Genomic DNA, 12,384 nt, shown 5'->3' with positions numbered 1-12,384 from the left:
TATGGCCATCTTCACCATTATTGAACTGACTCGGGAGTATTTTGATTCGCATGTTTTCAAAAGGTTAGAGCTTAGAAGAGCAGAGAGAAGGAGTTAAAACAAATGACAGTTGAGACAAGAATGTACGAAATGAAAACAATCCAAGGCGATATGTTAACACCTATTTCCATTTATCACGCTTTAAACGGATCGAAAAAAATGTTATTCGAATCATCGGCCAAACATGAAGAAAGCGGAAGATATTCGTTTATTGCTGTTAATCCATTAGCAGAATTGATTTCGACCAATAATGCGTACCAATTATTCAATGCTAAACATGAACTCATCCATTCAGGCGTCGATGCATTTGCCAAGTTGAAATCATTATTACCTACTGAAGAGGAAAAATTACCTTTTTCATTTTTTGGTGGGGCGATCGGATATTTTGGTTATGAAACCGCATTTTATCATGAAAAAATAGGCACAATGTTGAAAGATGATTTACAAATGCCTGATATGCATGTATTATTCTATGATACTTTTATCGTGGTCGATCATTTATTGCAAAAAGTGCATATCGTAGCAGTAGATTTATTGCAAAAGGGAATCACACATGAACAATTAGGGCAGCGAGTAAACGATATTGAAAAACAGCTCGCAATGCCTGTATTCACCCAACGCGATCATGATACAGATACGATTCAATTTCATTCAACTATTGAAAAAGAAGATTTTTGTCAAATGGTCATTCAAGGCAAGAAGCATATTGAACAGGGGGATATTTTTCAAGTAGTGTTATCTCAAAGATTTGAAGCTGATTTTACAGGAAATCCGATGAACCTTTATCGAAGACTTCGTACAGCGAATCCTTCACCATATATGTTTTATATGGATTTCGGCGATTATGTGATTCTTGGAACATCTCCGGAAAGCTTAGTCAAGGTCAAGGGGCGTATAGCGACAACGAATCCAATTGCAGGTACTCGCCGAAGAGGGAAAAGTACTGAAGAAGACTTGGCACTGGAAAAAGAGCTGCTACAGGATGAAAAAGAACTTGCTGAACATCGTATGTTAGTTGATTTGGGTCGTAATGATATTGGAAAACTTTCTAAAATTGGCACCGTAAAATTACCAAAATATATGAACATCGAACGTTATAAATATGTGATGCATATTGTTTCTGAAGTAACAGGGGAGTTAAAAGATGACATTCATCCACTCGATGTGTTATCGACAACTTTGCCAGCAGGTACTGTATCTGGAGCTCCTAAAATTCGAGCTATGCAAATTATCAACAGCTTAGAGCACCATAAAAGAGGCGTCTATGCAGGGGCTGTCGGATATGTTTCAATCTCTGGAGATATGGATATGGCGCTTGCTATCCGTACAATGGTTGTGACAAAGGGAAAGGCATATGTCCAAGCCGGAGCAGGGATTGTTTATCATTCTGTTCCTGAAAAAGAATATGAAGAAACATTAAACAAGGCAAAAGCTTTGTTGGAGGTGCACGCATGATTTTACTGATCGATAACTATGATTCATTTACTTATAATCTATATCAACAAATTAGTAGTCTTGGAAAAGAAGTTAAAGTTGTTCGAAACGATGCTTTAACTATTGATGCAATTCGTCAATTACAGCCAGAAGCGATTGTTATTTCTCCTGGACCCGGAACACCAAAAGAAGCGGGAATCTCAATTGAAGTGATTCAAAAACTTTATAAAGAATTTCCGATACTAGGGATCTGTCTAGGACACCAATCAATCGGGGAAGCTTTTGGCGCTAAAATTATACAAGCGAAACAAATTAAACATGGTCTGTTTTCAGAACTAAAATTTGAACCAACAGGATTGTTTCAAAATTGTCCAAAACCGCTCACTGTCATGCGTTATCATTCTCTAGTCATCGACCCAAAAACGCTGCCTGAAGAATTAAAAGTCACCGCCATTGCCAAAGATGATGGAGAAATCATGGCGATCCAGCATCGAGATTATCCTGTATTTGGTTTGCAATTTCATCCAGAATCTATCGGAACCAAAGAAGGAGATTTAATGATCCAATTGTTTTTAGATAAGTATTGTCAGCAAGTAGGGCAACAAGTTTAAATTGTTATGGATGAAGTCGATTAAATAAAAATAGGAAGCAACCATCTATCCTTAGAATAGAACAGCATGTAAAGCTTATACCAAGCATGCTGTTTTTATTTTGAAATACAATTTGAAAAAAATGATTAAATATAAATTCGATAATATTATTATGTAAACTTATTTTTGAGACAGCATTCAACAGATTTTTAATTTTCAATTAAGAAGACATAATCCACATCAAGACTCAAATAAAAAGAGAGGATAAGTGAACTGCTGCTTATAAAGTTCAAGTGTTTAACTAACATACCTTTTATTTAATACAAAATTGAAAAAATATTAGAAAAAGAACATTACATAAAAAGGGATTGTTGGAACAAAGTCATCCTTTTCGTACATAAATCTGATTTATGAGCGGAAAAAATATTTTTTCTTAAATAAGGAATAATTAGTATTTATTATGATCAAATTAATAGTTGAAGAAATGTACAATGTAAATTTTTTAATGAAAAAAACTGTTAAATTATCAGACTGGTTGATTAGGAAAAATTAGGACAAATATATGAATATAAATCAGAAAAATTCCTTATTGTGAACTCCAAGCTATATAAATTTCCGCTACGACTGCTCAACTCTCGTGGGAAATGCAAGCAAGCCGTAGCGGAAATCAACGAATTCTCCCTATCTTTATGGATAAAATTGGATAATCAACACGTCTGAAATTATTATTTATTTTTCAAAGTGATGCTTTCTGTTGCTTAATAAAATATATATTGTCGCAACTAATTGAAAAAAAGGTACAAATACTAAAAATCTTCCAATTGACCACCAAAATATACTGGCTATTCCGATGTTTAAAATAGTCCCTATTAAAAGAATAGTAAATGACTTTCTTTTTAGTCCATACAATGACCAACCAAAAATAATTACAAAAATGGCCAAAACAGCGGGTCCAATTACATCCCAAAAAATAGGACTGTTCATATGTTTCCTCCTTTTAAATGAGTTAATTTTATACAATTATACTCTTTTTTATTCCAATTTTCAAAAAAATGAATTTTGTTTGTATTTATATAAAATTACATTTATCGGATAAATAAGTGATATAGAATCCAAGGATGCCCGTACGTAAATTCTTGAAAACTATTTATAAGGCTGGATCGATATGGGCAAATACTACTCAACGATAAAGTCCAAAGTGGCTAAACCATTAGAATTAACTTGTTTAATCCACATACGTACAGGAATCAATTGAATATGTAATCTCCTTTACACTTTCTGATATCTGGTTACCGCATTAAATTTAGTCATAAAATACTACCTCACAATTGTTAGATTGTATTTATTATACAAAAAATTTTTTATCACTTATAACTAAAAAAGGTGTCAGTTATATCGACACCTTTTTCTAAGCTAATTGAACTGTTGTTTGATGAAGATTTTCTGCTTAACCAAAAGACTTATTAATAGCTGCTGCTTTTCGATTAAAAGTATAACTTTCCGACATCTAGACTACCGATTTGATCCCATTTGATCCAAGCAAGAGCGAGTTCTTTCCCAATTTGAATATAAAAAGTTGTTTCTTGATCTGTATAATCCTTTTCGCTGCGATTATAGATTGATAAAATTTCCGCTAGATCTTGATCTCCCTTCAAATGAGCTGTATAAATCTCTTTATAACTTACAAGTTCGGGTTCTGAACTTAGCGCGTCCTGATCAAAGTCGGCGATCGCATGTGCCAAATGGCGCAAAGTATTTGTGTCATAATAAAGGATAAAGGCACCTTTTAGGGGCAAATCTTTTATTAATATTTCTGGTAATTGTTCATACATTTTTTGTGTTTCTTCATTCAACCCAAAGTACTCGATTTTTGCAATTTCAATATGTAACGCAGATAAATAGGCAGCTACAGCAATTTTATTTTGCTCCATAAGATAAGCAACTTGGCCAATCCCACGATATAAATGGCTGTTAGATGGTTGTAACTTGATCGCTTCTGTATACTTATTTAACGCTTGATCGTAGTGACCTGTACGCTTTAACTCAACTGCTTGATTTACCAATTCTTCGACATTTGACATAATTTTCAACCTTTCCTGAAACCTGTATTTCTCATTGCTAAGTTTACTATAAAAATGAAGGCAGAGCTATCAAAATAAGAAAGATCATGGAAGGAGATTTTCTGTCGTTTTAATGATGTCGCTTAATCAAAAATGCAAATCCTGAATGACGAAAAAATGGCTAATATACTTTTTCATCAGTTCATACAAGTAGTTATTCTACTGAACATGAAAAAAGACATGCCAGGCATAAGGATAAAGCTGTGCATGTCCAGATTCAATTGTTTTGCTTGTAAAAAATCACGAAATCAATTTTGCAATAATAAAGGCAATACCTGCAGCTAGGCCACCGACCAATGTCGTTTGAAAGGCACTCTTAAATGGCTTTGCCCCTGTAAACTTTCCTTTGACAAACCCAAAAATAAATAGGGCAATCAGCGTCATAATGACGGAAAGAAGTAGGGCAGAGTTAGCATTGGAGATGATCATATATGGGAATAGAGGAATAAGACCTCCGACGATATAGGATCCACCAATTGTAGCGGAGCTTGTTATTGCACGCTTTGGTTCGGGCTTTTCAAGTCCAAGCTCGTATTTCATCATGAAATCTACCCATTTTTCAGGATCTTTACTCATGGCATCAACTGTTTCATGGATCGCCGATTCAGGTAAACTCCATTCACGCAATATGTCAGCTACTTCTTGTCGTTCTCGATCAGGTAATTCGATAATCTCTCTTTTTTCTCGAGCCAATTCGGTTGCGTAGTGTTCCTCATCCGTACGTGCAGCAAGATAACCACCAAGCCCCATAGCAATTGATCCTGCAGCGATTTCAGCTACTCCTGCTATGACAACGAGACTTGCATTTGAAACGCTACCTGATAAGCCGGCAGCAAGTGCAAAAGGAACCGTCAATCCATCAGACATCCCAATAACAATATCGCGAATTAAATCGGATGCTAAAAAATGTTCTTCAACATGTGCTTTTTTATCTATTTCGGTCTCTGGCATCAAAAAACTCCTTTCATGCGAAACAGCCTTTATTCATGTACAAGAGGTAATAATTCCCCCTTATTGCTTATCATACATAAAATATAACATATCTCTTTCCTCATTGAGTAACAACCTGGTTTAAGGTCTATGATAAGAATCTTGGATGAATCTGATACAAAAATGAAATTTGGAGGAGAACTTACGAACAGGGCTATGGCATACTAAGTTCAATTTTCAGTGATATAGTAGCAAAATTTATATCAAAAAAACTAAGAAAAGAAAGCGTAGAGATTATCATTTCTGGCATATTACATATTGTTTTCGGGCTCGTTATTTTACCTTATAGTTTAGCTGCTTCTATCCTATTTTTTGTGACGGATAGAATACTAAAAAGCAACAAGAAAACTTTCATTGGTCGAAAGCCATCAAAAGTTTTCTTCTACCATTTGCTTTAGCTATTGTTTCTATGGGGACCGCTTGGATAGTCGAGTTTATAAGCAATTTTGAGGATTATTTAGTGTAGGACTTGATCAATATTAGAATTTAACCCTAAAATAATCACAATTATCAAAGCCGATTTACTTTTTTGTAGTAAATCGGCTTTGATGTAAAAGATGAAAATAGGTACTTTTGTTGTCATATAAGAAGATTGAAGGTTTTTATATGTATTTTGGCATTAAGTGTTAGGATATGCTCATTCAATAATATTTTTATTGTTGCTGCTGATCATTGTTAAGAATAAAGATGAATCATTAAAACAGCTGAAACGATGAAAACATCTCGTACTTTAATGTTGACATCCAATTTGATAAGCAATTTCAATTTTCTCACCTCCATATCCAATTAGTTCTATTTTGCCCAATCAAAAATTTTTTATACTCACAATGGGGTAGATTTGTGATTCTATGTTACGTTAGTATGGAAAGCTAATAAAATATTCAACGCAAGCAATATTATAATCACAAAAATGCATTGACTCCTACCTTAGGGGGTAGCTTATTATGTTTTTGAGGTGATGGCTATGTTAATAAATGAAGTATGCAAAAAATGTTCACTTACCAAAAAAGCGATAGAATATTACGAAAAATCGGGACTTGTCCATCCGAAAATCAGTGAGAACGGATATAGAAATTACGATCCTGATGATATATCTATATTAAAAGAAATCTCTGTCCTCAGGAATCTAGGATTAAGTATTTCTAACATAAAAAATGTTTTTGCAAGCAGTAATAAATCCTTAACATTATCAAAATATAAATATTTAATGGATTTAAATAAGAAAAAGTTAACAGAACAACAAAAATGTTTGGAACTTTTGATGGAAGACTATGATATTGATCGAGGAATGGAATACATTCATTCTAATCTCGACTCTTCTTTTACTATTCGAGAAAAATTAGTACAATCTTTTCCAGGTACGTATGGTATTTATTTGTCTATCCACTTTGGACCATTTTTAAATGGAGAAATAGATACTAAGGAAAAGGAAGAAGCCTATACAAAAATAGTCCATTTTCTTGACCAACTAAAAATTTCTAAAGAAATGGAAGAGTATTTGGAAAGCGTCATTCCTTTAATGAAACAAGAAAACCTAGAAAAAATAAATACTACTTTCCTTGATTCGATCAATGATATAGACAGTTACATTGCCAATAACAAAAAGGGGATAGAAAAGTACATTACATTCCGCAGCTCTAAAGAATATGAATCAACCCCTTCATATAAATTGCAACAATTGCTATTAGAGTTCCAGAAAAGTAGCGGCTATCAAGAAATTTTTATCACAAATTTGAGAATCTTGAGCCATTCTTATCGTGAATATTCAAACAAACTACAGGAAGCAAATAAATGGTTTACTGAAAAGTTTCCGCAAATGAAAGATTCTCGTTTGGAATAGAGATCCAACATTCATAGAACGAAATAGTTTAATGATATAACGACGTTTACTGAAAAGTTTTTGTCTTGATAGAAGTTACACTTGACGTATCGATAATTCTTAATATAATGATTTGTATGAAACAATCGATAATTTTTTATCAAAATTATACAAATGTCATTGTTTCTTATCTAGACATAAATATGACTAGGCACTTATTATAATAAGAGGAAAAAGGGGAATTCGAATGGGAAAAAAACGATATTCACCAGATTTTAAAATGGAGATCGTTAAACAATATCGCCTTGGCACTGCTGTAAATAAATTATCAAGCGAATATGGTATATCAGAAGTTACAATTTACAAATGGATAAAATTATACTCACCTGTTGAAGATGGCATTGAAATGACAAAAGCAGAAATTTTGGCAGTTCAAAAGGAGAATGTACGTTTAAAGCAGGAGGTTGATATTTTAAAAAAGGCTATTACCATATTCGCACCAAATTAGATGAAAAAAATGTGATCAAATTTATCGAACAGGAAAGTAAAAAATATACAGTTAAATTACTGTGTAAAGCATTAGAAATACCAAAAAGTACATATTACAACGAGGTACAAAAAAACGAAAAAGTAACACGTTCAGCATCAGAAGAATTATTGGAAAGAATTGAACAAATTACAGTTGAAGAGGGGCAACTTTACAATGCTTCTCAATTATATGAAATATTAAAAACACGTGGTTTTCAAGGAAGCGTACGAAAAGTACAGCGTGTACTAAAAAAAGCTAGGGAAACAAACGAGAAGGACACTCGGAAACCTATTGTTAATAATGGATTTGAAACAACAGAAGCTAATGAAAAATGGGTACTTAATATCAGTTATGTCCCAACATGGCATCAAGGCTGGACTTATATGGCTACTATTATAGACATACATACGAAGTGCTTAGTAGGATTCAGTTTTGACAAGTCTTTAAGTGAGTACTTGTTTGCAGATGCTATAGAAAAAGCGTATGTACAATATAAAGTACCTCAAGAACTATATACAAATTTGCAACCTAATTTTATAGCATACTGTAAAGAGACCTGCCATAATAAAGGATTATGCTTACCATTAATCCTTTATAAAGAATATTTATATGACGATGAATGTCTGGCAGCAATTGTACCTTTCTTAACAGGTATAGAAATCCGTCTTCGACATGGTCATGCCTCACCCCGTACTTGGAATTAAAGTTAATCATAATCAATCATGAGAAGGCGAATAGTCATACTATTCGCCTTTTATTTTTATTAAAGTTATAAATTTAACTTTTTTGTGTCTAAATTGTTGACGTTTTATGACTGAACATTTATATTTACTAGTGTTAGGGTTTCGAAACTTATTTGAATAATTTCATAAAAATATGAACATTTGATAATATTGATTATTACCGAATAAAAGACAACTGCATTTGAGATAAAGATTTGCATACGCAAAAAAAGGAGGCAATGCACGAGTCACATCCTAAGATATTCGATAATCAGTAATTTGGTTAGAACATCCCTATGGACATCGTTTACATTAAAAAAGCTTTGGAGACTAATTCTTTATTATCTATAAATAAATGTTTGAATCTAATATAGAATTGATTTATGAAATGATTCATTTGCCTAACAAAAACTATTTAATAAATAAAAAATAAAGGAGAGATTATTAATGAAGGCATTAGTATACGCTGGCCCAGGTCAAAAAGAAGTTCGTGAAGTTGAAAAACCACGTGTCATAAAAGATGGAGATGCAGTTGTCCGTATGTTAAAAACCACAATTTGTGGTACGGATTTACATATTTTAAGTGGTGATGTACCAGCCGTTAAAGAAGGTACAATTTTAGGCCACGAAGGTATCGGCGTTGTAGAAGAGGTAGGAGAAGGCGTCTCTAATTTCAAAGTGGGGGATAAAGTAATCATTTCATGCGTTACTTCTTGTGGTAAATGTCACTATTGTAAACAATCATTATATGCCCACTGTGAAGATGGAGGCTGGATTTTAGGACATTTAATAGATGGCACACAAGCGGAATATGTACATATTCCACATGCTGATAATTCTTTATATCATATTCCAAAAGGGATTTCCGATGAAGCAGCAGTAATGATTTCTGATATTCTGCCAACTGGCTTTGAAGTTGGAGTGCTGAATGGGCAAGTATCACCTGGTGATGTGGTCGTAATCGTAGGGGCAGGTCCAATTGGAATGTCCGCTTTATTGACATCGCAATTTTATTCTCCATCTAAAATCATCATGGTTGACCTTGATGACAATCGCTTAGAAACATCTAAAAAATTCGGTGCTACACACACAATCAATTCACGCGATGCACAAGCCGCAATTGATCAAATCTTTGAACTTACTGATGGGCGTGGTGTAGATGTTGCCATTGAAGCTGTAGGTTTTCCAGCAACATTCGATATTTGTCAACATATCTTAGCACCAGGTGGTCATTTAGCAAATGTTGGTGTACATGGTAAGCCAGTAGAACTCCAATTACAAGACTTATGGATTCGAAATGTAACCGTTACAACAGGCTTAGTATCAACAAATACAACACCAATGTTATTAAAAACACTAGAAAATGGAAAGATAAAACCTGAAAAATTAGTGACGCATCATTATCAATTTGAAGACATAGCTGAAGCGTACAAGACATTCGGTAACGCTTCAAAAGAACAAGCTTTAAAAGTTATAATAGATTTTGAATAACAAGTATTTCACAGTGCATAGCTTAAATAAAGCCAAGCGTTTGGTTTAATAGAAATTTGTCCAAATGATTATGAATCACATTGAATTTTGCATTTTAAATAAATTTAAAAATAAATTTATAATCTGGAACCTTACGAAAGTAAGCGCTTACTTCTAAAACACCTTCGAAATATATTTCGAAGGTGTTTTTACATAATATATAGATAAATACAAATATATGGATGACAATGGATGACATATGGAGAAATATAGAGAAATATATTATGTAAAATTTTAGTTTACATAATATAAATTCTAGGAAGTTGTATTTCATTTATAAAGTATACTTATAACAGTGAGATATTTGAGATTTTTTTAATCTAATATAAAAAACTTCAGTTATAATCGTTACTGAAGTTTTTTATAGCTGTCGTATTTAATTTTTTGTACGACTGAATTTAATTTTAAATTTTCTTGTTTTAATTAGCTGTATAAATTGTGTGTAATATTTCTTGGCTATTTTCGGACATTGCTTTAACCAAACATATCCATTGAATATTTGTGTTTTGATGACCTTGTGCCAATTTGCACAAAACATTTTAAAACGCGTTAATCGATATTTGTACTCTTTTCGTAATTCTGGGATTGAGTCCAAATTAGATTCTATAGACCGAATGGCTATATCAAATTGATTTTCAGCCATTTTCGCCTTTATCTCGATCAATATTAAAGGTATTAAGCATGTAGATAAAATAAGCATGAAAAAAACAAAAAACAATGCTTATCCCCCTTCCTATTCTCTATTTCTACTACACACTATTCCCTTATTTATATGTTTTAAAAACTGTGGCAACACAAAATTTCGTAAATAATGAAAAAACCATCCATTTTGTTTGGATGGCGTTGATTTATATATTGGCGTATTGATTATCCAATTTAATCTATAAAAAATGGCATTCATTGATTGCAGCGAAGACTTGTTCGCTTTCCTGCGAACGAATGCTGGGGGCAACTATGCCAAACAGACACCCCTAATTTTTGTCAAATCAACACGCGTGATAATATATATGATTACTCAACCTAATACGTTTTCTTAATCTTAAGAGGTACTTCTGTGCAATGCAGTAATGAATTATTTTACTGGATTTTTCCGAATTGCGGATAAAATAAGAAAAGAAACGATAGCGATTCCTATCGCTACGACAATAGAAAGTATGAAATGTGGATCTTTTAGTACGAGTGCACCACCAATAAATGAACCTATACCGATTCCCAAATTTAACAGAGAAATATTATAGCTGAATATTTGACTTGGATCACCTTTAATAAATTGAAGCAAGGCATATTGCACAGTTGGATTAGTTCCCCAATGAAATAAATTCCAAAGTAACACACCGAGTAAAACAACTATGATATTTTCAGTGTAAAATAATAGCATGAAAAGCGAGATAATATATACAAATACAATAATTGAACCAGCCATATAGTAACCAAATTTTTCTGATAATAAGTTTCCTAATTTTGATCCAACGACACCTGCGACACCTGCTATGAATAATGCAAGGCTAACAGTTGTTAAAGAATGCCCACCGTCTCTTATTATTGGTTCCAAGTATGTAAAGAGCATACTATTTGAAACCATCATTAACCATAGAAAGGTAAGAATAATTATAATTCCCTTTTTGTCGAGAATCTTATATTCCCCTTGTTTTGCATTTTCCTTTAATTCCGGTTTTACAGATGGAATAAAGAAAAAAATAAGTAACAAGCAAAAAATAGCCATTAATCCTATCAAGTAAAATGGAATAGTCCAGAAAAAATGAGCTGCTAATAACGTACCTAAAGGAACACCTAAAATATTAGCTGCACTAAATCCAACATAAATATTGGACACAACTTTTGCTTTTTTCTCAGGTGCTACAAGCTTCGCGCCTATCGCCATCAGTTTGACCGTAACTAAAGAAGCGCATGCTGCTAATAAAATACGTAATATACATAGTAGTAAAAAGGAGTTGACGAAAACTACCAAAAAATTAATTATTATAAATATAAACAGACTGATCAATAATGTTTTCTTATCATGAAATCTTGAGGTTATTTTAGTTAAGATTGGGCTGAGTACAGCAAAAGAAACAGCATAAATAGTCACCAACTGACCAATTAAAGATGTTTGGACATTAAAAGCCTCTGACATTGGAGAAATAATCCCGACTACAATTAAATCAGATACGCCCACAACAAACATTGTTAGAAAACCAATTAATGTTATTTTTCCTTCGATACTTATCACAACGACAATCTTTCTAACATGGTTAATTGTCGAACATGATCTAGTTCTTTATAAGTTCGGCGGGATATCTTGAGTGATTTTTTAACTGAGTTCTCTTGTAACTCAGTTTCTGCCATCTTCTTAATAGAGATTCTCATCCAACACTCAATTAGTCTTTTCTTCGGTTCTTTTAAACCAAATTTACAAAATGCTTGATGTGTAGTTAGCATACTGCATTTCTTAGAATCAACAAGTATACCATCAAAGTCAAATATTATATTTTTAATATTCATCAGATATTACCTTCTTCTCATAAAAATTTTACCTCTCTTAATAAAGTGTATCTTTCATAATTCATAGCTGCCCAATATTATGTGAAGAGTATTAATACTTACTTCTACT

At 32.9% G+C, this 12,384-nt stretch carries 12 protein-coding genes; 6 read left to right on the top strand and 6 right to left on the bottom strand.

What is annotated here, in order from left to right:
* Positions 1 to 102 precede the first annotated feature (102 nt).
* Positions 103 to 1,494 carry an anthranilate synthase component I gene (gene trpE, locus FEZ13_RS04285; protein ID WP_146551596.1) on the top strand — a complete coding sequence of 464 codons (1,392 nt, stop codon included), beginning with the start codon at positions 103 to 105 and terminating at the stop codon, positions 1,492 to 1,494.
* Positions 1,491 to 2,084, top strand: a complete 594-nt coding sequence (locus tag FEZ13_RS04280) for an anthranilate synthase component II (protein ID WP_146551595.1) — start codon at positions 1,491 to 1,493, stop codon at positions 2,082 to 2,084. Before trpE ends, FEZ13_RS04280 begins: the two co-directional genes overlap by 4 nt.
* 708 nt (positions 2,085 to 2,792) lie before the next feature.
* Here FEZ13_RS04280 and FEZ13_RS04275 read toward each other — a convergent pair.
* From FEZ13_RS04275 to FEZ13_RS04265, 3 genes are all read right to left on the bottom strand, one after another.
* Positions 2,793 to 3,047: a hypothetical protein gene (locus FEZ13_RS04275; RefSeq protein WP_146551594.1), complete on the bottom strand. Its 255-nt coding sequence runs from the start codon at positions 3,045 to 3,047 to the stop codon at positions 2,793 to 2,795.
* Between the two features lie 500 nt (positions 3,048 to 3,547).
* Positions 3,548 to 4,144, bottom strand: coding sequence for a tetratricopeptide repeat protein (locus tag FEZ13_RS04270; protein ID WP_146551593.1), 597 nt, complete (start codon positions 4,142 to 4,144; stop codon positions 3,548 to 3,550).
* A gap of 279 nt (positions 4,145 to 4,423) precedes the next feature.
* Entirely contained in the window at positions 4,424 to 5,134 is a 711-nt protein-coding gene (locus FEZ13_RS04265) for a VIT1/CCC1 transporter family protein (RefSeq protein ID WP_146551592.1), read from the bottom strand.
* A gap of 1,003 nt (positions 5,135 to 6,137) precedes the next feature.
* Between FEZ13_RS04265 and FEZ13_RS04260 the strand changes: the two genes are divergently transcribed.
* The 4 genes from FEZ13_RS04260 (at position 6,138) to FEZ13_RS04245 (ending at position 9,734) form a co-directional block, all read left to right on the top strand.
* A complete protein-coding gene (locus FEZ13_RS04260) occupies positions 6,138 to 7,013 on the top strand; it encodes a MerR family transcriptional regulator (protein ID WP_146551591.1) in 876 nt (291 codons plus the stop codon).
* Between the two features lie 226 nt (positions 7,014 to 7,239).
* The gene (locus FEZ13_RS04255; protein WP_146551590.1) at positions 7,240 to 7,500 is read left to right on the top strand and encodes a transposase; all 261 of its coding nucleotides are present in this window, start codon (positions 7,240 to 7,242) and stop codon (positions 7,498 to 7,500) included.
* Between the two features lie 11 nt (positions 7,501 to 7,511).
* Positions 7,512 to 8,225 carry a hypothetical protein gene (locus FEZ13_RS04250; RefSeq protein WP_146551589.1) on the top strand — a complete coding sequence of 238 codons (714 nt, stop codon included), beginning with the start codon at positions 7,512 to 7,514 and terminating at the stop codon, positions 8,223 to 8,225.
* A 465-nt stretch (positions 8,226 to 8,690) separates the two neighbouring features.
* Complete coding sequence (locus FEZ13_RS04245) at positions 8,691 to 9,734, top strand: zinc-dependent alcohol dehydrogenase family protein (RefSeq protein WP_146551588.1); 1,044 nt, start codon at positions 8,691 to 8,693, stop codon at positions 9,732 to 9,734.
* 415 nt (positions 9,735 to 10,149) lie between these two features.
* Here FEZ13_RS04245 and FEZ13_RS04240 read toward each other — a convergent pair whose 3' ends face one another.
* The 3 genes from FEZ13_RS04240 to FEZ13_RS04230 all read right to left on the bottom strand — a co-directional run bounded on the left by FEZ13_RS04240 (position 10,150) and on the right by FEZ13_RS04230 (position 12,275).
* Positions 10,150 to 10,491, bottom strand: coding sequence for a hypothetical protein (locus FEZ13_RS04240; protein WP_146551587.1), 342 nt, complete (start codon positions 10,489 to 10,491; stop codon positions 10,150 to 10,152).
* Between the two features lie 354 nt (positions 10,492 to 10,845).
* A complete protein-coding gene (locus tag FEZ13_RS04235; protein ID WP_146552738.1) occupies positions 10,846 to 12,000 on the bottom strand; it encodes an MFS transporter in 1,155 nt (384 codons plus the stop codon).
* Positions 12,000 to 12,275, bottom strand: a complete 276-nt coding sequence (locus FEZ13_RS04230) for an HAD hydrolase-like protein (RefSeq protein WP_146551586.1) — start codon at positions 12,273 to 12,275, stop codon at positions 12,000 to 12,002. Before FEZ13_RS04230 ends, FEZ13_RS04235 begins: the two co-directional genes overlap by 1 nt.
* Positions 12,276 to 12,384 lie beyond the last annotated feature (109 nt).

This window comes from Rummeliibacillus sp. SL167, from assembly GCF_007896505.1.
In the GTDB taxonomy this organism is placed as follows: Bacteria; Bacillota; Bacilli; order Bacillales_A; family Planococcaceae; genus Rummeliibacillus; species Rummeliibacillus suwonensis.
Note: the sequence above shows the minus strand (reverse complement) of the source record. Positions and strands in the feature narration are given on the sequence as shown.

Bases quoted from the DNA above. Each gene is read 5' to 3' on its own strand.
- trpE (WP_146551596.1), top strand. From the start codon at position 103: ATGACAGTTGAGACAAGAATGTACGAAATGAAAACAATCCAAGGCGAT.
- FEZ13_RS04230 (WP_146551586.1), bottom strand. From the start codon at position 12,275: ATGAATATTAAAAATATAATATTTGACTTTGATGGTATACTTGTTGAT.
- FEZ13_RS04270 (WP_146551593.1), bottom strand. From the start codon at position 4,144: ATGTCAAATGTCGAAGAATTGGTAAATCAAGCAGTTGAGTTAAAGCGT.
- FEZ13_RS04265 (WP_146551592.1), bottom strand. From the start codon at position 5,134: ATGCCAGAGACCGAAATAGATAAAAAAGCACATGTTGAAGAACATTTT.
- FEZ13_RS04260 (WP_146551591.1), top strand. From the start codon at position 6,138: ATGTTAATAAATGAAGTATGCAAAAAATGTTCACTTACCAAAAAAGCG.
- FEZ13_RS04275 (WP_146551594.1), bottom strand. From the start codon at position 3,047: ATGAACAGTCCTATTTTTTGGGATGTAATTGGACCCGCTGTTTTGGCC.
- FEZ13_RS04245 (WP_146551588.1), top strand. From the start codon at position 8,691: ATGAAGGCATTAGTATACGCTGGCCCAGGTCAAAAAGAAGTTCGTGAA.
- FEZ13_RS04280 (WP_146551595.1), top strand. From the start codon at position 1,491: ATGATTTTACTGATCGATAACTATGATTCATTTACTTATAATCTATAT.
- FEZ13_RS04255 (WP_146551590.1), top strand. From the start codon at position 7,240: ATGGGAAAAAAACGATATTCACCAGATTTTAAAATGGAGATCGTTAAA.